The organism is Halomonas sp. E19 (assembly GCF_052439355.1).
Lineage (GTDB): Bacteria > Pseudomonadota > Gammaproteobacteria > Pseudomonadales > Halomonadaceae > Halomonas.
Genome location: NZ_JBNFWU010000001.1, coordinates 668,386 through 690,676 on the forward strand (window position 1 = coordinate 668,386; position 22,291 = coordinate 690,676).

The window sequence follows — 22,291 nt, forward strand, 5'->3', positions numbered from 1 at the left end:
GTTGCCCCAGCGGTCCTGCAAGTCGCCGTTTCAGGGTATCGACCTGCCCGCACGATGCCTGTGAGGGTGGTGGCGAACTCGGTAGTCTTCTGTAGCACAATGAAATGAAAGGGAGCTTGGGCCTGGCTATGGTGTCTTGCCCGGTGCCTGCCGCTGTTAAGGGGAGTTTAGACACCACCCGCCATCTCGACTAGCTTGGCAAGGACAAGACGGAGCGGAAGGTATATGGACATGGCTCAGCTCCGGACTGCATTGCCGTAGGTCACATCGGTTGCGCGAGCAGGTGCATCGCCTGTGTCGCAACCTTATGGTTTTGCCAGTGTCGCTGGGCCTTGCAAGGAGAAGTCTGGCCATGACGACACAGTGCACCCTCACTTACGATGGCAAGCGGCTCACCGGGCCGGTTGATCAGCCGCTCATCGAGTTTCTCGCGGCGCACGGCATCACGCTGCCCCACGTCTGCTACCACCCTTCTCTCGGGGCGCTCGAAACCTGCGACGCCTGCTGGGTCGAGGTTGACGGCGAGCTCAAGCGTGGCTGTACCTTGAGCTCCCGCGAAGGGCTCACGATCAGCGCCGACCAGGCGCATGCCCGGGCCGCCCGGGAAGAGGGAATGGATCGCCTGCTGGCCAAGCACGAGCTCTACTGCACGGTTTGCGAGAACAACAACGGCGACTGCACCCTCCACAACACCATGGTGGACATGCAGATTCCCATCCAGCGTTATGAATTCCAGCGCAAGCCTTACGAAAAGGACACTTCCAGCCCGTTCTATACCTACGATCCCGACCAGTGCATCCTGTGCGGCCGCTGCGTCGAGGCGTGTCAGAATGTCGAGGTCAACGAGACGCTCTCCATCGATTTCTCTAGCGACAATCCGCGCGTGCTGTGGGACGGCGGCAAGCCGATCAACGATTCCAGCTGCGTGCACTGCGGCCACTGCGTCACGGTGTGCCCCTGCAACGCCCTGCTCGAGAACAGCATGGAAGGCAAGGCGGGGCCGTTTACCGCCATGCCTTGGTCGCTCAAGCGACCGATGATCGAGATCGTCAAGAAGCTCGAGACCACCACGGGGGCGGTGCCGGTCTCGGGGCTGTCGGAAATCGACATGAACCTGCGCCAGCCCGAGATCAAGCGCACCAAGACCGTATGCACCTACTGCGGGGTCGGGTGCGCCTTCGAGCTCTGGACCCGCGACCGCCATATCCTCAAGGTGCAGCCGGTGCCCGAAGCGCCGGCCAACGGCATCTCAACCTGCATCAAGGGCAAGTTTGGCTGGGACTTCGTCAACAGCAAGCAGCGCCTGACCATGCCGCTGATTCGCGACAACGGGCGCTTTCGCGAGGCGAGCTGGGACGAGGCGCTGGCGCTGGTGGCGCGTCGCCTGCTCGAGGTGCGCGACCGCCACGGCGCCGATAGCCTGGGCTTCATCGGGTCGAGCAAGGCGAGCAACGAGGAGGCCTACCTGACCCAGAAGATTGCCCGGCGCATCATCGGCACCAACAATGTCGACAACTCCTCACGCTACTGCCAGAACCCCGCCACCAAGGGGCTGTTTCGCACCGTCGGCTACGGTGGCGACGCCGGCACCATCGCGGACATCGCCAAGGCCGACGTGGTCGTGATCGTGGGCAGCAATACCGCCGAGAACCATCCGGTGATCGCGGCGCGCATCAAGGCCGCCCAAAAGCAGCATGGCCAGAAGCTGATCGTGGTCGACCCGCGCAAGCATGAGCTGGCCGAGCGCGCCGATCTCTTCCTGCGGCCCAAGGCCAGCACCGACCTGATCTGGGCGTCGGCGCTGTCGCGCTACATGTTCGATCATGGTCTGGCCGACACGGCGTTCCTCGACCGCTGGGTCAGTCACGTGGACGAGTACCGCGAATCGCTGGAACCCTTCACCCTGGACTTCGCCGAGCAGAAGACGGGTATCTCCCGCCAACTATTGGGCGAGGCGGCGGAGATGATCGGCCGGGGCGAGCGTGTCTGCCTGCTGTGGGCCATGGGCATCACCCAGCACAGCCACGGCTCGGACACCAGCACGGCGCTCTCCAACCTGCTGCTGGTCACCGGCAACTATGGCAGGCCCGGTACCGGCGGCTACCCGATGCGCGGCCACAACAACGTGCAGGGCGCCAGCGACTTCGGGTGCCTGCGCAACATGTACCCCGGTTACGACAAGGTGACGGATCCGGAGGCGCGCGACCGCTGGGCCAGGGGCTGGGGCGTCGACCCCGAGCAGCTTTCGCCCGAGGTCGGCGAAGGCAACTTCCTGATGGTGCAGTCGGCCGACGAGGGCCGTATCAAGGCCATGTACATCATCGGCGAGGAGACGGCGTTCTCCGACTCCAATACCCACAATGTGCACACCGCCTTCGAGAAGCTCGAGTTCATGGTGGTGCAGGACATGTTCCTCAGCCGCACGGCCGAATTCGCCGATGTGGTACTGCCCGCCTGCCCCAGCGTCGAAAAGGAGGGCACCTTCGTCAACACCGAGCGGCGCATCCAGCGTTTCTACCAGGCCCTCGAGCCGCTCGGCGATAGCCGGCCCGACTGGCGCATCCTTACCGAGCTCGCCGCCCGCATGGGGCACGACTGGGGCTACACCCACCCTTCTCAGATCATGGCCGAGTGCGCCGGGATCTCGCCGATGTTCGCCGGGGTCACCTACGAGCGCCTGGAAGGCTGGCGGTCGCTGCTGTGGCCGGTGGCGGCCGACGGTACCGACTCGCCGCTGCTCTATACCGACGGTTTCCCCAATGAGGACGGCAAGGCCAACCTACATCCCCTCGAGTGGCAGGAGCCGGACGAGGCCGCCGACGAGGAATACGACCTGATGCTGGACAACGGGCGCATGCGCGAGCACTTCCAGGGCACCAACCAGACAGGCCGCAGCGCGGGCCTGTGGGACCAGGTGCCGGGTGGCTTCGTCGAGGTGAGCCCAGAACTTGCTGCCGAGCGCGGCATCGAGGAGGGCACCTGGGTGCGCATCACCTCCCGGCGCGACAGCCTGGAGCTGCCGGCGGTGATCACCGACCGAGTGGCAGGCAAGACGCTGTTCCTGCCTATTCACTTCGGCAAGCCGGGGGTGAACCAGCTGACCGGTGAGCACAACGACCCGGACGTGCAGACGCCGGCCTACAAGGAGACGGCGGTCAAGCTGGAAGTGCTGGACCGGCGCGGAGAGCCGCCGCTGCCGGCTCACAACTACCGCTATGGCCGCCGTACCCCGACCCAAGGCGTCGAGGTCGAAGTGAAATGGGCACGGGGTGATTACACGCTGCCGCCCGCCCAGCAATCCAACCCGAGGAAGATGTAATGGCTGAACGAATCTCGCACGACGTGACGCCACCCAAGATTGGCCCCGGTGCCCATGAAGAGCTCGAGCGGCTGCTGCAGACGCTGCATGAGCATGGGGTGCTGCGTCTGGCCAACGATTTGGTGGCTGCCAATACCAAGATTGCCGGCGTGGTGGTCGATGGCCTGAGCAAGGAAGGTACGCTCAATGCCCTGCAGAACCTGTCGATCCTGGCCATGATGCTGTCGCAGGTGCCGCCGGAGCGCTTCTACCGCGTCACCTTCGCCCTAAAGGATGCGTTGGATTGTGTCGGACAGCACCAGCCCCACACGCAAGAGAAGGAGGCCCCCGGGGTAGGCGGGGCCTATCGCATGCTCAACGACGAGGCGCTGTGGCGTGGCATCGTGCCGTTGGTCGAAGGGCTCAAGGCCTTTGCCGAGGGGCTCGACAGGCCGGTCGACAAGCCGGTGAGCGATTTCTTCGACAAGCCGACCAGCGGGCCCTGAGGCGAGGCAGGCGCGGGCGGAGGGCTCCTCCCGAAGTGGGATCAGCGGTGCCATGGAGCGATATAGCCGGCTAGCGTGAGGTGCGCTGCGGATGGTTTATTTTTATGCCATTTGGTGATTAGATGAGGGCAGTCTAATCTCCAATAAGCATCGAAGCATCAGCATTGCAAACTGGGTGGTAGGGAGCCGAGCGCGCCATGAAACTGCAACAACTTCGTTATGTCTGGGAAGTGACCCGGCACAACCTCAACGTTTCGGCCACGGCGCAGAGCCTATTCACCTCGCAGCCCGGCATCTCCAAGCAGATCCGCCTGCTGGAGGACGAGCTGGGCGTGGAGATCTTCGCTCGTAGCGGTAAGCACCTGACCCGCGTCACCCCGGCCGGCGAAGCTATCGTCGAGCTGGCCGGGCAGGTATTGCGGTTGACCGACAACATCAAGCAAGTGGCCCAGGAGCACAGTGACGAGCGCCGCGGCAGCCTGTCGATCGCCACCACCCATACTCAGGCCCGCTATGCCCTGCCGCCGGTGATCGGCGCATTTACGCGCAAGTATCCGGACGTTGCGCTGCACATGCAGCAGGGCACGCCCAAGCAGATCGCCCAGATGGTCAGCGATGGCCAGGCCGACTTCGCCATCTGCACGGAATCGCTCGAACTGTTCAACGACCTCGTGCTGCTGCCGTGCTATCGCTGGAACCGCTGCGTGCTGGTGCCCAAGGGCCACCCGCTGAGGGCGGATGGCGCGCTGACGCTGGAGCGCCTCGCCGAGCAGCCACTGGTGACCTACGTATTCGGCTTCACCGGCCGCTCGCAGCTCGATGACGCCTTCCGTGCCAAGGGGCTCACGCCCAACGTGGTGCTGACAGCCGCCGATGCCGATGTGATCAAGACCTACGTGCGGCTGGGGCTAGGGGTCGGTATCGTGGCACACATGGCCTACGATCCGGTGCTGGACAGCGATCTAGAGGTGCTGGAGGCCGACCATCTGTTCGAGAGCTCGGTCACCAAGATCGGCATTCGTCGCGGCACCTTCATGCGTGGCTACATGTACGACTTCGTCAAGGGTTTTGCCAGCCACCTCGAGCGCGACCTGGTCGATGCCGCCTTGGCCGCCGGCCCGCGCCACGAGCACGAGCTGTTCAAGAACATCCCCTTGCCGGTGCGCTGAGCGCCACGCCCGCCCTTGCCGACTCCGGCACGCCAGGGCGTGGTTACCGCGGCGCAGGGCGCTCGCCGCCTTGCGCCTGGCCGTGATTCCCTAGGCGGTTTGCGGACGGTCGCCGGGGAGGTTGAGCGCATGCAGCCCGCACTCCTTGCCGGCCTGGTCCTCCCACCACCAGCGCCCTTCACGCTCGTGCTGATGCGGCAGAGTGGGCCGGGTGCAGGGTTCGCAGCCGATGCTGACGAAGCCCCGCGCATGCAGCGGGTTGTAGGGCACGTCGAACATGCGGATGTAGTTCCACACCGTCGTCGCTGCGCCAATGGGTGAGCGGGTTGATCTTGTAGAGCGGCTGCGACTCGCTGCCAAAGGCCGTGTCGCGCTCGGCGATCTGCAGGCTGGAGCGGGTGCCGGGGCTCTGGTCGCGTCGCTGCCCGGTGATCCACATGGGCAAGCCGGCAAGACGTTCGCGCAGTGGTGCGACCTTGCGGATACCGCAGCACTCCTGGTGGCCATCGCGATAGAAGCTGAATAGGCCTTTTTCCCTAACCAGCGCCTGGACCGCCTCGGTGTCGGGAAAGCGGACGTCGATCGAGATGGCGTAGTGCTCGCGCACCCGCTCGATGAAGGCGTAGGTTTCCGCATGCAGGCGTCCGGTATCGAGCGAGAACACCTTGACCTGCTCCTTCGGTGCGATTTTCAGCGCCAGGTCGATGAGGACAACATCCTCGGCGCCGGAGAAGGACAGAGTCAGTTCACCGAAGGCGCCATAGGCCGCGCGCAGGATCTCCTTGGGAGAGGCCTGGTCGTGTTCGAGGATGAACTGGGTGGGAGAGAAGGGCGACATGCCGACCTCCGTAGCTGAAGATGCCGCTACCCTAGCAAAGGCGGCGCAGCGGTCCCCAATACCGTTTTGTTAGCAACATATATACTTTTAAGAGCTAAAGGATCTCTCTTTTATTCCAGTGCTTGCATGAGATGGCGAATCTTGGCCAACGTCTCGGCATACTCCGCTTCAACATCGGAATCGGCTACCAGCCCGCCCCCGCCCCACAGATGCAGTTGTCCTCCATCGGCCACGGCCGTGCGAATGGCAATCGAGGTGTCCATTTGCCCCCGCACGTCCACATAGCCGAGGCTGCCGCAGTAGATGCTGCGTCGGCTCGGCTCCAGCTCGTCGATGATCTGCATGGCGCGGACCTTGGGGGCGCCGGTGATCGAACCGCCGGGAAAAGCGGCAGCGAGCAGGTCCAGCGCGCGGCGCCCTTCGGCCAGCTGGCCGCAGACGACGCTGACCAAGTGGTGCACGTTGGCATAACTCTCAAGCCCGCACAGCTGTGGCACGCGTACGCTGCCGGGGCGGCACACGCGACCCAGGTCGTTGCGCAGCAGGTCCACGATCATGACGTTCTCGGCGCGATCCTTGAGGCTGGCGCTCAACTCGTCGGCCAACCGTCGGTCTTCCGCGGGGTTGGTGCCGCGCGGGCGGGTGCCCTTGATCGGTCGGGTTTCCACTCGCCCATCGGCATCGCAGCGCAAGAAGCGCTCCGGCGAGAGCGACAGGATGCCCTGCTGACGATCGCCGCTGTGCCATGCCATGTAGCCGGCATGGGGGTCGGGGTAGCCTGGCGCAAGCGCCGGTAGGCGGCCCACAGGTCACCGGAGTAAGGCGCACTGAAGCGCTGGGCCAGGTTGATCTGGTAGCAGTCGCCCGCGCGAATGTAGGCCTGCACGCTGGCGAAGCGGCGGGCATACCCCGAGTAATCCAGCTCGCCCGCAAAGGGAGCCGTAAGGTGGAAGGCCTGAGGCGGCTCGGCAGCCCCTCCAGCCAGCAAAGCACCTCCGGCCGGCGCGCTGCGCTTGCCAACAGCCAGCTTTCACTGCGCTCGTGGTCTTGGATCAGCGCCCAGTCATATAACCCTGCGCGGCTGCTCGGCAGGGCAACGACCTGGCGGGCTGCCTCGCCTACCGGCTCCAGCGCTCGCCCAAGGTCATAGCTCCAGTAGCCGATCAGACCGCCTAGAAAGGGCAGGTTGCTGTGCGGTACTTCCAGGTCGAGCCGGTCCAGCAGCGCCTGCTGGGCGGCAAAGGGATTGGCGGCCGCCACCTGAACGCCATCTGCCCACACGCGACCCCGGTTATCGACGCAGATCGTGCACCGAGGATCGCTGCTCATGATGTCGTAGCGACCGCCGGGGGCGGCGGGCCGCCCGCTGTCGAGCAGCACGGCTCCCGGCCTGTGTCGCAAGGCCTCGAAATAGCGCAGGGGATCGGTTCGGTAGGGGAGCGGATGAAGCTCGAGTCGTACAGTCATAGGAGGGGCCTTGCCGGACAGGCAGCCCATTCTAGGGGCCGCGAGGCGGTTTGTCCCGGTGACGCTTAACCGGTGGTGGCTTGATGCCGGAATCGGCGGGTGATTGTCGACATGCCGTTGCGCCCCCGAGGGTTTTGTTTACAACCAAAGACGTAGGAAATGAGGCAGACTGGGCGGTTGACCCACAAAGGCACAGTGTCTAAAGTCTTTCCAATCCTTAATTGTCGACAATCATCATGAACTCAGTTGCAACCGAACAGGCAAATCCCGAGGTTCGAACGCTGGCGGAGCGGGTCTTCCATGAGCTCCAGGATGCCATCGTGAGAGGCGAGCTCATGCCGGGCAGCAAGATCACCGAACCGGGCCTGTCGAAGGCCTACGGTATCTCGCGCGGCCCATTGCGAGAGGCCATGCGCCGGCTCGAGGCGCACCGGCTGATCGAGCGCGTGCCCCATGTGGGGGCTCGCGTGGTCAAGCTGACCATGAAGGAGCTGCTTGAGCTATTCGACGTTCGTGAGGCGCTGGAAAGCATGGCCGCCCGCCTGGCCGCCGAGCACATGACGCACGAGGAGATCGCCGGCCTGCGTGAAGTGCTGGCGCTTCACGAGCGACAGGCCGATCTCAAGAGCGGCGAAGCCTATTACCAGCGCGAAGGCGATCTCGACTTTCACTACCGCATCGTCCAGGGCAGCCATAACCGCATGCTGATGACGATGCTGTGCGACGACCTCTATTACCTGGTGCGTCTCTACCGCACCCAGTTCAGTGCCAGCGGTTCGCGCCCCCAGCGTGCCTTCGTCGAGCACCACCGGATCGTGGATGCCATCGAGGCCGGCGATGCCGAGCTGGCCGAGCTCTTGATGCGCCGCCATGTCAGCGCCTCGCGAGCGAACGTGGTGGACCGCTACGCGGCCATTCTCAAGCAGCAAGCCGAAGCGACCCCTGAGGGCTGCCAGGTCAACCTAGGAGCACCGATACATGACGCAAACCACCCCTGGCGCCCGGTTCCGCGCCGCCCTCAACACCCATCGTCCGCTGCCCATCGTCGGCACCATCAATGCCTACACGGCCATGATGGCCCAGCGCGTCGGCCACCAGGCGATCTATCTGTCCGGTGGCGGTGTGGCCAATGCCTCCTTCGGCCTGCCCGACCTGGGCATGACCAGCATGAACGACGTAGTCGAGGATGCGCATCGCATCTGCGGCGCCACCGACCTGCCGCTGCTGGTGGATATCGATACCGGCTGGGGTGGCGCCTTCAACATCTCGCGCACCGTCAAGGAGATGCAGCGTGCCGGCGTGGCCGCCGTGCATCTCGAGGACCAGGTGGCGCAGAAGCGTTGCGGCCATCGCCCGAACAAGGAGATCGTCTCCCGGCAGGAGATGGTCGATCGCATCAAGGCGGCGGCCGATGCGCGCATCGATCCGGAGTTCTACCTGATCGCGCGTACCGACGCCTTCCAGAAGGAAGGGCTTGATTCTGCCATCGATCGTGCCAATGCCTGCATCGAAGCCGGCGCCGACGCCATCTTCGCCGAGGCGGTGCACACCCTGGACGACTACAAGGCGTTCTGCGAGCGCGTCGATGCGCCGATCCTGGCCAATATCACCGAGTTCGGCGCCACCCCGCTGTTCTCGCAGCAGGAACTGGCCGAGGTGGGCTGCCAGATGGTGCTCTATCCGCTGTCGGCCTTCCGCGCCATGAACGCGGCGGCGCTCAAGGTCTATCGGAGCATCCTCGAGCAGGGGCATCAGCGTGATGTGGTCGAGCTGATGCAGACTCGCGACGAACTCTACGACTTCCTCAACTACCACGCCTTCGAGCAGAAGCTCGATGCGCTGTTTGCAGAGAACCAGTTGGCCGAGAAGGGCGCCGGCGCCTGAGCGCGGCCCGATACGACGACAAGAACACGTCACAGCAAGGAGACACGACATGGTTGATAAACCGCTTGGCGGCGCAGGTCTGCGTGGTCAGAGTGCCGGTACCACCGCCCTGTGCACCGTCGGCAAGACCGGCTCGGGCCTGACCTACCGCGGCTATGACATCAAGGAGCTGGCCGAGAAGGCGCGCTTCGAGGAGGTGGCCTACCTGCTGCTCAAGGGTAAGCTGCCCAACCAGGCCGAGCTCGACGCCTACGTGAGCAAGCTCAAGGGGCTGCGCGGCCTGCCCCAGGCGCTCAAGACCGTGCTCGAGCAGATTCCGGCCAATGCCCACCCCATGGACGTGATGCGCACCGGCGCCTCCATGCTCGGCAACCTCGAGACCGAGGAGAGCTTCGACGAGCAGCAGGACGTGGCCGATCGCCTGCTGGCCGTGCTGCCGTCGATCATCTGCTACTGGTACCGCTTCAGTCATGACGGCGTGCGCATCGAGACCGAAACCGACGATGAGTCGGTGGGTGCCCACTTCCTGCACCTGCTGCGCGGCGAGGCGCCCTCGGAGCTGCATGCCCGGGTCATGAACGTCTCGCTGATCCTGTACGCCGAGCACGAGTTCAATGCCTCGACCTTCACTGCCCGCGTGTGTGCCTCGACGCTCTCCGACATGCACTCCTGCGTGACCGGTGCCATCGGCTCGCTGCGTGGCCCGCTGCATGGCGGCGCCAACGAGGCGGCGATGGAGATGATCGAGAACTGGAAGTCTCCGGAAGAAGCCGAGCGCGAGATCATGGGCATGCTCGAGCGCAAAGAGAAGATCATGGGCTTCGGCCACGCGATCTACCGCGAGTCCGACCCGCGCAACGCCATCATCAAGGAGTGGTCGGAAAAGCTCGCGCAGGACGTCGGCGACACCGTGCTCTACCCGGTTTCCGTGCGTGTCGAGGATGTCATGTGGCGCGAGAAGAAGCTGTTCTGCAACGCCGACTTCTTCCATGCCAGCGCCTATCACTTCATGGACATTCCCACCAAGCTGTTCACGCCGATCTTCGTCTGTTCGCGCCTGACCGGCTGGGCGGCGCATGTCTTCGAGCAGCGGGCCAACAACCGCATCATTCGCCCCAGTGCCGACTACATCGGCCCGGAGAAGAGCGAATGGGTGCCGATCGAGGAGCGCGACTGAGCCTTCCTACCGAGCAAGGCGGCCTTCGGGCCGTCTTTTCCGCTGCCTAACTCACCACGCGAAGACCGTCGACTCATGAATACTCAATATCGCAAACCGCTTCCCGGCACCGAGCTGGACTACTTCGATGTGCGTGCGGCCGTCGAGGAGATCCAGCCCGGTGCCTACGATTCACTTCCTTATACCTCCCGCGTGCTGGCCGAGCAGCTGGTGCGTCGCTGCGAGCCCGAATTGCTCACCGATGCGCTCAAGCAGCTGATCGAGCGCAAGCGCGATCTCGACTTCCCCTGGTACCCTGCGCGCGTGGTGTGCCATGACATCCTCGGCCAGACGGCGCTGGTCGACTTGGCCGGCCTGCGCGACGCCATCGCCGAGAAGGGCGGCGACCCGGCCAAGGTCAACCCGGTGGTGCCGACCCAGTTGATCGTCGACCACTCCCTGGCCGTGGAGTGCGGCGGCGACGATCCCCAGGCGTTCGACAAGAACCGCGCCATCGAGGATCGCCGCAACGAGGATCGCTTCCACTTCATCGACTGGACGCGCACCGCGTTCAAGAACGTCGACGTGATCCCGGCCGGCAACGGCATCATGCACCAGATCAACCTGGAAAAGATGTCGCCGGTGATCCAGGCTCGTGACGGTGTTGCCTTCCCCGACACCTGCGTCGGTACCGACAGCCACACCCCGCATATCGACTGCCTGGGCGTGATCGCCATCGGCGTTGGCGGCCTCGAAGCCGAAACCGTGATGCTCGGTCGCCCCTCGATGATGCGCCTGCCCGACATCATCGGCGTCAAGCTCACCGGCAAGCGCCAGCCCGGCATCACCGCCACCGACATCGTGCTGGCGATCACCGAGTTCCTGCGCCAGGAACGGGTGGTGGGTGCCTACCTGGAGTTCTTCGGCGAAGGCGCCGACAGCCTGACCATCGGCGACCGCGCGACCATCTCCAACATGACGCCGGAATACGGTGCCACCGCGGCGATGTTCTACATCGACAAGCAGACCACCGATTACCTGACACTGACTGGCCGTGAGCCAGAGCAGGTGGCACTGGTCGAGAACTATGCCAAGACAGTCGGCCTGTGGGCCGACAGCCTGAAAGAGGTCGAGTACGAACGCGTGCTCACCTTCGATCTCTCCAGCGTCGAGCGCAACCTGGCCGGGCCTTCCAACCCGCACCGGCGCCTGCCCACGTCGGCTCTGCACGAGCGTGGCATCGCCGTGAACCTGGAGCAGGCCCTGGCCGAAGAGAAGGCCGGCCGGATGCCCGACGGCGCGGTGATCATCGCCGCCATTACCAGCTGTACCAACACCTCCAACCCGCGCAACGTGGTGGCCGCCGGGCTGCTGGCCAAGAAGGCCAACGAGCTGGGCCTGGTGCGCAAGCCATGGGTGAAGTCCTCCTTCGCGCCTGGTTCCAAGGTGGCTCGACTCTACCTGGAAGAGGCCGGCCTGCTGCCGGAACTCGAGAAGCTCGGCTTCGGCATCGTCGCCTACGCCTGCACCACCTGCAACGGCATGTCCGGTGCGCTGCGCCCGGAGATTCAGCAGGAGATCATCGACCGCGACCTCTATGCCACCGCGGTGCTCTCCGGCAACCGTAACTTCGACGGGCGCATCCACCCCTACGCCAAGCAGGCCTTCCTCGCCTCGCCGCCGCTGGTAGTGGCCTATGCCATCGCCGGCACCGTGCGCTTCGACATCGAGAAGGATGCGCTTGGCTACGACAAGAACGGCAACCCCGTCACGCTCAAGGACCTGTGGCCCAGCGACGAGGAGATCGACGCCATTGTCGGCGAGTTCGTGAAGCCGGAGCAGTTCAAGCAGGTCTACATCCCGATGTTCAACCTCGACGAGGTCGAGCAGGCCAAGAGCCCGCTCTACGACTGGCGCCCGCAGAGTACCTATATCCGCCGTCCGCCCTACTGGGAAGGCAACATGGCGCGTGAGCGCGGGCTGAAGGGCATGCGGCCGCTGGCGATCCTGCCGGACAACATCACCACCGACCACCTGTCGCCCTCCAACGCCATCATGCTGGACAGCGCGGCGGGCGAATACCTGCACAAGATGGGCCTGCCGGAGGAGGACTTCAACTCCTACGCCACCCACCGCGGCGACCACCTCACCGCCCAGCGCGCCACGCTCGCCAATCCCAAGCTGTTCAACGAGATGGTGCGGGACGAGAAAGGCGAGGTCATCCAGGGGTCGCTGGCACGCATCGAGCCGGAGGGCAAGGTGACGCGCATGTGGGAGGCCATCGAGACCTACATGGAGCGCGGTCAGCCGCTGATCATCATCGCCGGGGCCGACTACGGGCAGGGCAGCTCGCGCGACTGGGCAGCCAAGGGCGTGGCGCTGGCCGGGGTCGAGGCAATCGTTGCCGAGGGCTTCGAGCGCATCCACCGCACTAACCTGGTGGGTATGGGCGTAATGCCGCTGCAATTCCAGGAAGGCACCACGCGACACACGCTCAAGCTCGATGGCACCGAAACCTACGACGTGGAAGGCAAGCCGGCTCCCCGGGCGACTCTCGAGCTGGTTATTCGTCGCACCAGCGGCGAGGTTGAGCGGGTGCCGGTGATCTGCCGCCTGGATACCGCCGAGGAAGTCACGATCTACTCCGCCGGCGGTGTGCTGCAGCGCTTCGCCCAGGACTTCCTCGAGTCCGAAGCAGAAACAACCGCTTGACCTACTCGTAGCGGCAGCGCCTCGGTTTAAACCCCGGGGCGCTCCTTTATTTCAGGAAGCGAACCTCATGGCACATGTTCCCCAGATCAAGATTCCCGCGACCTACATGCGCGGGGGCACCAGCAAGGGCGTCTTCTTCCGCCTGGACGATCTTCCCGAAGCCGCTCGTCAGCCTGGGCCGGCGCGCGACGCCCTGCTGCTGCGGGTGATCGGCAGCCCCGATCCCTACCAGAAGCAGATCGACGGCATGGGCGGGGCCACTTCCAGTACCAGCAAGACGGTGATCCTGTCGAAAAGCGAAAGCGCCGATCATGACGTCGACTATCTGTTCGGCCAGGTCTCCATCGACAAGCCCTTCGTCGACTGGAGCGGCAACTGCGGCAATCTTTCCGCCGCTGTCGGCCCCTTCGCCATCAGCAACGGCCTGGTAGACAGGGAACGCATCCCCGAGAACGGCATGGCCACGGTGCGTATCTGGCAGGCCAATATCGGCAAGACCATCATCTCTCGGGTACCCATCACTAACGGGCAAGTACAGGAAACCGGTGACTTCGAGCTCGACGGCGTGACCTTTCCGGCCGCCGAGGTGGCGGTGGAGTTCATGGATCCGGCTGACGGCGAAGGTGCCATGTTCCCCACCGGCAATCTGGTCGACGAGCTCGAGGTGCCAGGAGTGGGAACCCTCGAAGCCACCATGATCAATGCCGGTATTCCGACGGTCTTCGTCAACGCCGGGGCGATCGGCTATAGCGGTACCGAGCTGCAGGAGGCGATCAATGGCGATACCAAGGCGCTGGCGATGTTCGAATCCATTCGTGCCCACGCCGCGGTGCGCATGGGGCTGATCAAGGAGGTCAGCGAGGCGGCCGAACGTCAGCACACGCCCAAGGTCGCCTTTGTCGCGCCGCCGGCCGACTATGTCGCCTCCAGTGGCAAGGCGATCAAGGCAGGCGATATCGACCTCGTCGTGCGCGCGCTCTCCATGGGCAAGCTGCACCATGCCATGATGGGCACAGCGGCAGTGGCCATTGCCACGGCAGCGGCGGTACCCGGCACCCTGGTCAACCTGGCGGCTGGCGGTGGCGAGCGTAACTCGGTGCACTTCGGACACCCTCGGGCACGCTGCGAGTCGGCGCGGAAGCCTCGCAGATGGCAGGGCAGTGGACGGCAACCAAGGCGGTAATGAGCCGCAGTGCGCGAGTGCTGATGGAAGGGCAGGTACGCGTACCCGGCGACAGCTTCTGAGTTGCGGTGGCTCAAGCTGGCAGACGCCCTGTGCGGCAGCACAGGGCGTCTCGCTATTGGCCTGCCGGCACGGGATTAGTCTTGATGCGATAAAAATTGATTCCCGTCATGGCCGCCCGGAAGAGGCTGGACTATATTTTCCTGACGCAGGGGTTGCATGCTCGGCAGGTTAGCCGTAAAGTACGCATCCGCTGCCGGTGACGGGCAACGTCATCAGCGGTGGGAAGAGTGGTAAGTGGCTGTCTTGTTTTGGTTTTTTCGATTCGTTTCGCAAAAATCTCCCTTGACGCCCACGGCAAATTCGGTAGAATGCGCCCCACTCGAAAGCAAGTCCGGCAGCGGGCTTGCGGTCGCCCGCTCCGGCGGGTCTTCGCGGTCAGGGTCTCCTCGGTGACGGCCACGAAGAGAGTTGACAAACTCCGGCACTTGAGTAGAATACGCCTTCCTCGCAGGGCGCTGGTGAGGCCCCTCGATCACAGGATCGACGGCCGCGACAGCAAGCGAGACGCTCCACTCTCTATAGAGCCCGGAGCCGCTCTTTAACAATCGATCAGGTAATTCATGTGGGCGCTTGTCGATGAGGTGGTGAGAAGTCACACCATTATCAAGGCAAGCGACTCGTCGAGACCTTCGGGTCTTTTGAGAAGCTTTAACCTTGAGCCAAGTTTGGTCCGCTTAACGGACTACTGATCTTAAACTGAAGAGTTTGATCATGGCTCAGATTGAACGCTGGCGGCAGGCCTAACACATGCAAGTCGAGCGGCAGCACGGGAAGCTTGCTTCCTGGTGGCGAGCGGCGGACGGGTGAGTAATGCATAGGAATCTGCCCGGTAGTGGGGGATAACCTGGGGAAACCCAGGCTAATACCGCATACGTCCTACGGGAGAAAGCAGGGGCTCTTCGGACCTTGCGCTATCGGATGAGCCTATGTCGGATTAGCTAGTTGGTGAGGTAAAGGCTCACCAAGGCGACGATCCGTAGCTGGTCTGAGAGGATGATCAGCCACATCGGGACTGAGACACGGCCCGAACTCCTACGGGAGGCAGCAGTGGGGAATATTGGACAATGGGCGCAAGCCTGATCCAGCCATGCCGCGTGTGTGAAGAAGGCCCTCGGGTTGTAAAGCACTTTCAGTGGGGAAGAAAGCCTCGCGGCTAATATCCGCGAGGAAGGACATCACCCACAGAAGAAGCACCGGCTAACTCCGTGCCAGCAGCCGCGGTAATACGGAGGGTGCGAGCGTTAATCGGAATTACTGGGCGTAAAGCGCGCGTAGGTGGCTTGATAAGCCGGTTGTGAAAGCCCCGGGCTCAACCTGGGAACGGCATCCGGAACTGTCAGGCTAGAGTGCAGGAGAGGAAGGTAGAATTCCCGGTGTAGCGGTGAAATGCGTAGAGATCGGGAGGAATACCAGTGGCGAAGGCGGCCTTCTGGACTGACACTGACACTGAGGTGCGAAAGCGTGGGTAGCAAACAGGATTAGATACCCTGGTAGTCCACGCCGTAAACGATGTCGACTAGCCGTTGGGTCCTTCGCGGACTTTGTGGCGCAGTTAACGCGATAAGTCGACCGCCTGGGGAGTACGGCCGCAAGGTTAAAACTCAAATGAATTGACGGGGGCCCGCACAAGCGGTGGAGCATGTGGTTTAATTCGATGCAACGCGAAGAACCTTACCTACCCTTGACATCCTGCGAACCCTTCGGAGACGAAGGGGTGCCTTCGGGAACGCAGAGACAGGTGCTGCATGGCTGTCGTCAGCTCGTGTTGTGAAATGTTGGGTTAAGTCCCGTAACGAGCGCAACCCTTGTCCTTATTTGCCAGCGAGTAAAGTCGGGAACTCTAAGGAGACTGCCGGTGACAAACCGGAGGAAGGTGGGGACGACGTCAAGTCATCATGGCCCTTACGGGTAGGGCTACACACGTGCTACAATGGTCAGTACAAAGGGTTGCGAACTCGCGAGAGCAAGCCAATCCCAGAAAGCTGATCTCAGTCCGGATCGGAGTCTGCAACTCGACTCCGTGAAGTCGGAATCGCTAGTAATCGTGAATCAGAATGTCACGGTGAATACGTTCCCGGGCCTTGTACACACCGCCCGTCACACCATGGGAGTGGACTGCACCAGAAGTGGTTAGCCTAACCTTCGGGAGGGCGATCACCACGGTGTGGTTCATGACTGGGGTGAAGTCGTAACAAGGTAGCCGTAGGGGAACCTGCGGCTGGATCACCTCCTTAAACGACGTATCACGCCTCGCGGCAAGTGCTCACAATGAATTACCTGATCGGCCAGAGCAAAGACTGTTTGGGTATAGGCCCAGCGTGACCAATGGGTCTGTAGCTCAGTTGGTTAGAGCGCACCCCTGATAAGGGTGAGGTCGGCAGTTCAAATCTGCCCAGACCCACCATTCTCGAGCTTCGGCCGGGTCTGTCGCTCAGTTGGTGAGAGCGCACCCCCGGAAGTTCTGTAAAGAGAAGGGTGAGGTCGCCGGGTTTGTTTCAAATCTGCCCAGACCCACCAAATTTGCGTGATACGGCGTTGCTTTGAACCTCGCATAGCAGGCTATGCGTCGCATCGAAGCGCCTTGTCTCACACAAATTGCTTTCGGGGCCATAGCTCAGCTGGGAGAGCGCCTGCCTTGCACGCAGGAGGTCAGCGGTTCGATCCCGCTTGGCTCCACCATTACGCTCCATCGTATCCACAGTCTTACCTGATCGGATCCGCAGTCATAAGCCATCCTCGCAGCACGCGATGAGCGGTTTATGACTGTCGATTGACAGTCTGCTCTTTAACAATGTGAATCATGCTGACAGTTCCTTTCCGACAGGAAAGGAAACGAAGATACGTCTCAAGCGTATCCGGCAATGTCGTACGTGATCGCAGACCAGACCCCTTCGGGTTATATGGTCAAGCGATTAAGCGCATACGGTGGATGCCTTGGCAGCCAGAGGCGATGAAGGACGCGGTAGCCTGCGATAAGGCTCGGTGAGGTGGCAAACAACCTGTGACCCGGGCATTTCCGAATGGGGAAACCCACCCAGCACAAGCTGGGTATCCCACACTGAATCCATAGGTGTTGGGAGGCGAACCGGGGGAACTGAAACATCTAAGTACCCCGAGGAAAAGAAATCAACCGAGATTCCCCTAGTAGCGGCGAGCGAACGGGGACTAGCCCTTAAGCGGCACAACTGATAGGCGAACAGGTTGGGAAGCCTGACCATAGCGGGTGATAGTCCCGTAGCCGAAATCTGAGTGTCGTGAAATCGAGTAGGTCGGGGCACGTGAAACCTTGACTGAATATGGGGGGACCATCCTCCAAGGCTAAATACTCCTGGCTGACCGATAGTGAACCAGTACCGTGAGGGAAAGGCGAAAAGAACCCCGGAGAGGGGAGTGAAATAGATCCTGAAACCGTATGCGTACAAGCAGTGGGAGCATGCTAGTCATGTGACCGCGTACCTTTTGTATAATGGGTCAGCGACTTATTTTCAGTGGCGAGCTTAACCGTATAGGGGAGGCGTAGGGAAACCGAGTCTTAACTGGGCGACCAGTCGCTGGAAATAGACCCGAAACCGGGCGATCTATCCATGAGCAGGTTGAAGGTTGAGTAACATCAACTGGAGGACCGAACCAGGATCTGTTGAAAAAGATTTGGATGACTTGTGGATCGGAGTGAAAGGCTAATCAAGCTCGGAGATAGCTGGTTCTCCTCGAAAGCTATTTAGGTAGCGCCTCACGTATCACCGCCGGGGGTAGAGCACTGTTTCGGCTAGGGGGTCATCCCGACTTACCAACCCGAGGCAAACTCCGAATACCGGTGAGTGCAGCGTGGGAGACACACGGCGGGTGCTAACGTCCGTCGTGAAAAGGGAAACAACCCAGACCGTCAGCTAAGGTCCCGAAATCCTGGTTAAGTGGGAAACGATGTGGGAAGGCTCAGACAGCTAGGAGGTTGGCTTAGAAGCAGCCATCCTTTAAAGAAAGCGTAATAGCTCACTAGTCGAGTCGGCCTGCGCGGAAGATGTAACGGGGCTAAACCAGGTACCGAAGCTACGGGTTCATCCTCTGGATGAGCGGTAGAGGAGCGTCGTGTAAGCCGATGAAGGTGGATTGAGAAGTCTGCTGGAGGTATCACGAGTGCGAATGCTGACATGAGTAACGACAAGGGGAGTGAAAAACTCCCCCGCCGGAAGACCAAGGGTTTCTGTTCGACGCTAATCGGAGCAGAGTGAGTCGGCCCCTAAGGCGAGGCCGAAAGGCGTAGTCGATGGGAAACGGGTTAATATTCCCGTACCTCATAGAGTTGCGATGGGGGGACGAAGAAGGCTAGGTGGGCCAGGCGTTGGTTGTCCTGGTGAAAGCCAGTAGGCTGGGATCTTAGGCAAATCCGGGATCCCAAGGCCGAGAGGTGAGACGAAGGCACTACGGTGCCGAAGTCATCGATGCCACGCTTCCAGGAAAAGCCTCTAAGCTTCAGACTCTATGGGACCGTACCCCAAACCGACACAGGTGGTCAGGTAGAGAATACCAAGGCGCTTGAGAGAACTCGGGTGAAGGAACTAGGCAAAATGGTGCCGTAACTTCGGGAGAAGGCACGCCGCACTAGTGTGAAGGCCCTCGCGGCCGGAGCACGAAGCGGTCGAAGATACCAGGTGGCTGCAACTGTTTATTAAAAACACAGCACTCTGCAAACGCGCAAGCGGACGTATAGGGTGTGACGCCTGCCCGGTGCCGGAAGGTTAAGTGATGGTGTTAGCCCTCGGGCGAAGCTCTTGATCGAAGCCCCGGTAAACGGCGGCCGTAACTATAACGGTCCTAAGGTAGCGAAATTCCTTGTCGGGTAAGTTCCGACCTGCACGAATGGCGTAATGATGGCCACGCTGTCTCCACCCGAGACTCAGTGAAATTGAAATCGCAGTGAAGATGCTGTGTACCCGCGGCTAGACGGAAAGACCCCGTGAACCTTTACTATAGCTTCACACTGGACGCTGATGTTGCTTGTGTAGGATAGCTGGGAGGCTAGGAAACCCGGACGCCAGTTCGGGTGGAGCTAACCTTGAAATACCAGCCTGGCATCATTGGCGTTCTAACTCAGGTCCGTGATCCGGATCGAGGACAGTGTGTGGTGGGTAGTTTGACTGGGGCGGTCTCCTCCCAAAGCGTAACGGAGGAGCACGAAGGTACCCTCAGCACGGTCGGAAATCGTGCGTTGAGTGCAAGAGCATAAGGGTGCTTAACTGCGAGACAGACACGTCGAGCAGATACGAAAGTAGGTTCTAGTGATCCGGTGGTTCTGTATGGAAGGGCCATCGCTCAACGGATAAAAGGTACTCCGGGGATAACAGGCTGATACCGCCCAAGAGTTCACATCGACGGCGGTGTTTGGCACCTCGATGTCGGCTCATCACATCCTGGGGCTGAAGTCGGTCCCAAGGGTATGGCTGTTCGCCATTTAAAGTGGTACGCGAGCTGGGTTTAGAACGTCGTGAGACAGTTCGGTCCCTATCTGCCGTGGGCGTTGGAGATTTGAGAAGAGCTGCTCCTAGTACGAGAGGACCGGAGTGGACGCACCTCTGGTGTTCCGGTTGTCACGCCAGTGGCATTGCCGGGTAGCTACGTGCGGACGGGATAACCGCTGAAAGCATCTAAGCGGGAAGCCCCCTTCAAGATGAGATCTCCCCGAGGCCTTGAGCCTCCTGAAGGGCCCAGCGAGACCAGCTGGTTGATAGGTCGGGTGTGGAAGCGCTGCAAGGCGTTGAGCTAACCGATACTAATGGCCCGTGAGGCTTGACCATATAACCCCAAGGGGTCTGCGCATCGCGCACATTGACGGATACGACGAGACGATCGCGTCAGCATGATTCCAACCGTTTTCGCCTGACGACCATAGCGAGTGGGAACCACCTGATCCCATGCCGAACTCAGCAGTGAAACCGCTCAGCGCCGATGGTAGTGTGGGGTCTCCCCATGTGAGAGTAGGTCATCGTCAGGCATCTTTTCAGAAACCCCGGCCAACTGGTCGGGGTTTCGTCGTTTGGGGAAAACACCCTTAATCGCCAGCGGGACGACCCGATGGTGTGCTGCCAACCCGGGGACGGCCTCGGACCTCAGAAGGAAATCTCAATGGCCTGGATATTTTTGGTCGTTGCCGGTCTTCTCGAAGTGGCGTGGGCGTTGGGCCTAAAGGCGTCACACGGCTTCACCCGGCCGCTTCCTAGTCTGCTCACGATTCTGGCCATGGTGGCCAGTTTCTATCTGCTGGCACAAGCAATGAAAGTACTGCCCGTAGGTACCGCCTATGCCATCTGGGTAGGCATTGGCGCAATAGGTACGGTCTTGCTGGGCATTCTGATCTATGGCGATAGCGCTTCGCCTCTGCGGCTGCTCAGCTTGGTGCTGATTCTTGCTGGCCTGGTGGGCTTGAAGCTGGCTGCTTAGAAAGCGTGAGAAAGCTCCCGTATGAAGCAAAGCCCCGGCCGAGAAGGCCGGGGCTTTGTCGCGTTTGGCCGTCGGAAGCCCGACGGCCGAATGGAGCGGCTTATACGACGCCTTGGTCGATCATGGCATCAGCTACCTTGCGGAATCCGGCGATGTTGGCGCCGAGGACTAGGTTGGTGGGATCGCCAAACTCTTCAGCCGTGGTGGCGCACTGGTGGTGAATATTCGCCATGATAGCCTTCAGCTTGTTGTCGACCTTGTCCATTGACCACTGCTGCATGCTGCTGTTCTGTGCCATTTCGAGCTGGCTGGTGGCCACGCCGCCGGCATTGGCAGCCTTGCCGGGGCCGTAGGCGACCTTGGCTTCCAGGAAGTGATCTACGGCTGTCGCTGTCGAGGACATATTCGAGCCTTCACTGATGCAGTGCACGCCATTATTCAGCAGGGCCAGAGCATCAGCCTCGGTCACTTCGTTCTGTGTGGCGCTGGGGAAAGCGACATCGGCCTTGATGCGCCACACGGCATGACCGTCGCTCGGATAGTCCTGGGCATCGATATAGGTCGCATCCGGGTGGTGCTCGACATACTCCCTGAGCGTAGTGCGCTTTACTTCCTTGAGCAGCTTTAGGGTATCGAGGTTGATCCCTGCCGGATGATGAACCGTGCCGCGAGAGTCGGAGCAGGTCACGGGCAAGGCGCCAAGCTGATACAGCTTTTCAATGGTGTAGATCGCCACGTTGCCTCCGCCGGAGACCAGGCAGGTCTTGCCTTCGATTCCGTCGCCGCGAGCTGCCAGCATATTCTGGGCGAAATAGACGGCACCGTAGCCGGTCGCTTCCTTCCGCCCCAGGGAGCCACCCCAGTTCAGTCCCTTGCCGGTGAATACCCCTTCGTAGCAGCCGGTCAGGCGCTTGTATTGACCATACATATAGCCGATTTCACGCGCCCCGACGCCGATATCGCCAGCCGGTACGTCTATAGTCGGGCCAATGTGGCGATAGAGCTCGTTCATGAATGACTGGCAGAAGCGCATGATCTCGCCATCCGACTTGCCCTTGGGGTCGAAGTTGGAGCCACCCTTGCCCCCGCCGATCGGCAGTCCGGTCAGTGCGTTCTTAAAAATCTGCTCGAAGCCTAGGAACTTGATGATGCTGGCGTTCACGCTGGGGTGGAAGCGCAGGCCTCCCTTGTAGGGGCCGAGTGCCGAGTTGAACTGGATGCGATAGCCCTTGTTGACCTGAACCTTGCCAGTGTCATCGACCCAGCTCACGCGGAACATGATCTGCCGCTCAGGCTCGACAATACGCTCGACGATGCTGTGCTTGTGATAGCGGGGCACATCTTCCAGCACGGGGCGCAGGCACTCCAGTACCTCTTCCGCTGCCTGGTAGAACTCACTTTGAGCCGGGCTGCTCTTTCTCAGACTTTCAAGGGTGTCATGGACGTAAGTCATTTGTGGCGTGTCCTGAGTAATCGTTGGTGCGCCCACTATAATTCAATGCACCATTATGCAGCAAATGCATAGGCTATGTTTGGATTAGACATTGATATGAAGCAAAATAGCTTTTAAAAGGCAAAAA

10 protein-coding genes, 3 tRNA genes, 3 rRNA genes and 3 pseudogenes are annotated in these 22,291 nt (G+C 61.5%); 15 read left to right on the plus strand and 4 right to left on the minus strand.

The annotated features are described in order from the left end of the window. The first annotated feature begins 352 nt into the window (after positions 1-352). The 3 genes from fdhF to cysB all read left to right on the plus strand — a co-directional run bounded on the left by fdhF (position 353) and on the right by cysB (position 4,973). Entirely contained in the window at positions 353-3,319 is a 2,967-nt protein-coding gene (gene fdhF / locus ACUDAL_RS03590) for a formate dehydrogenase subunit alpha (protein ID WP_444677170.1), read from the plus strand. Then, positions 3,319-3,804, plus strand: a complete 486-nt coding sequence (locus ACUDAL_RS03595) for a DUF1641 domain-containing protein (RefSeq protein WP_444677171.1) — start codon at positions 3,319-3,321, stop codon at positions 3,802-3,804. Before fdhF ends, ACUDAL_RS03595 begins: the two co-directional genes overlap by 1 nt. Before the next feature lie 197 nt (positions 3,805-4,001). Beyond that, positions 4,002-4,973: an HTH-type transcriptional regulator CysB gene (gene cysB / locus ACUDAL_RS03600; RefSeq protein WP_444677172.1), complete on the plus strand. Its 972-nt coding sequence runs from the start codon at positions 4,002-4,004 to the stop codon at positions 4,971-4,973. A 90-nt stretch (positions 4,974-5,063) separates the two neighbouring features. On the opposite strand, the gene ACUDAL_RS03605 is transcribed toward cysB, so the two are convergent. The 3 genes and pseudogenes from ACUDAL_RS03605 to pabB all read right to left on the minus strand — a co-directional run bounded on the left by ACUDAL_RS03605 (position 5,064) and on the right by pabB (position 7,278). Further along, complete coding sequence (locus ACUDAL_RS03605) at positions 5,064-5,228, minus strand: hypothetical protein (RefSeq protein ID WP_444679300.1); 165 nt, start codon at positions 5,226-5,228, stop codon at positions 5,064-5,066. Further along, the gene (locus ACUDAL_RS03610; RefSeq protein ID WP_444677173.1) at positions 5,152-5,811 is read right to left on the minus strand and encodes a phosphoadenosine phosphosulfate reductase domain-containing protein; all 660 of its coding nucleotides are present in this window, start codon (positions 5,809-5,811) and stop codon (positions 5,152-5,154) included. Before ACUDAL_RS03610 ends, ACUDAL_RS03605 begins: the two co-directional genes overlap by 77 nt. Before the next feature lie 110 nt (positions 5,812-5,921). Further along, positions 5,922-7,278: pseudogene (gene pabB, locus ACUDAL_RS03615) on the minus strand (aminodeoxychorismate synthase component I). A gap of 236 nt (positions 7,279-7,514) precedes the next feature. Between pabB and ACUDAL_RS03620 the strand changes: the two are divergent. The 12 genes and pseudogenes from ACUDAL_RS03620 to sugE all read left to right on the plus strand — a co-directional run. Beyond that, positions 7,515-8,219 (plus strand): annotated as a pseudogene (locus tag ACUDAL_RS03620) (GntR family transcriptional regulator); the annotation flags it as partial. A 37-nt stretch (positions 8,220-8,256) separates the two neighbouring features. Then, positions 8,257-9,162, plus strand: a complete 906-nt coding sequence (gene prpB / locus ACUDAL_RS03625) for a methylisocitrate lyase (protein ID WP_444677174.1) — start codon at positions 8,257-8,259, stop codon at positions 9,160-9,162. Between the two features lie 49 nt (positions 9,163-9,211). Then, positions 9,212-10,339 (plus strand): bifunctional 2-methylcitrate synthase/citrate synthase, encoded by a 1,128-nt coding sequence (gene prpC / locus ACUDAL_RS03630; RefSeq protein ID WP_444677175.1) that lies wholly within the window; start codon positions 9,212-9,214, stop codon positions 10,337-10,339. A 75-nt stretch (positions 10,340-10,414) separates the two neighbouring features. Beyond that, positions 10,415-13,030, plus strand: a complete 2,616-nt coding sequence (gene acnD, locus ACUDAL_RS03635) for a Fe/S-dependent 2-methylisocitrate dehydratase AcnD (RefSeq protein WP_444677176.1) — start codon at positions 10,415-10,417, stop codon at positions 13,028-13,030. Between the two features lie 67 nt (positions 13,031-13,097). Then, a pseudogene (prpF, locus tag ACUDAL_RS03640) lies at positions 13,098-14,275 on the plus strand (2-methylaconitate cis-trans isomerase PrpF). 694 nt (positions 14,276-14,969) lie between these two features. Beyond that, positions 14,970-16,510, plus strand: a 16S ribosomal RNA gene (locus tag ACUDAL_RS03645). A gap of 93 nt (positions 16,511-16,603) precedes the next feature. After that, positions 16,604-16,680 (plus strand) — tRNA-Ile (locus tag ACUDAL_RS03650). A 16-nt stretch (positions 16,681-16,696) separates the two neighbouring features. After that, positions 16,697-16,793: transfer RNA gene (locus tag ACUDAL_RS03655), tRNA-OTHER, on the plus strand. A gap of 86 nt (positions 16,794-16,879) precedes the next feature. Next, a tRNA-Ala gene (locus ACUDAL_RS03660) sits at positions 16,880-16,955 on the plus strand. Positions 16,956-17,178: 223 nt separating this feature from the next. Beyond that, a 23S ribosomal RNA gene (locus tag ACUDAL_RS03665) occupies positions 17,179-20,068 on the plus strand. Positions 20,069-20,149: 81 nt separating this feature from the next. Then, a 5S ribosomal RNA gene (rrf, locus tag ACUDAL_RS03670) occupies positions 20,150-20,265 on the plus strand. Together the 16S, 23S and 5S rRNA genes with 3 tRNA genes alongside form the textbook arrangement of a ribosomal RNA operon. Before the next feature lie 131 nt (positions 20,266-20,396). Continuing rightward, the gene (gene sugE / locus ACUDAL_RS03675; protein WP_444677177.1) at positions 20,397-20,711 is read left to right on the plus strand and encodes a quaternary ammonium compound efflux SMR transporter SugE; all 315 of its coding nucleotides are present in this window, start codon (positions 20,397-20,399) and stop codon (positions 20,709-20,711) included. 100 nt (positions 20,712-20,811) lie between these two features. Here the strand turns inward: sugE and gdhA are convergent, their stop codons facing one another. Beyond that, positions 20,812-22,164 carry an NADP-specific glutamate dehydrogenase gene (gene gdhA / locus ACUDAL_RS03680; RefSeq protein ID WP_444677178.1) on the minus strand — a complete coding sequence of 451 codons (1,353 nt, stop codon included), beginning with the start codon at positions 22,162-22,164 and terminating at the stop codon, positions 20,812-20,814. Positions 22,165-22,291 lie beyond the last annotated feature (127 nt).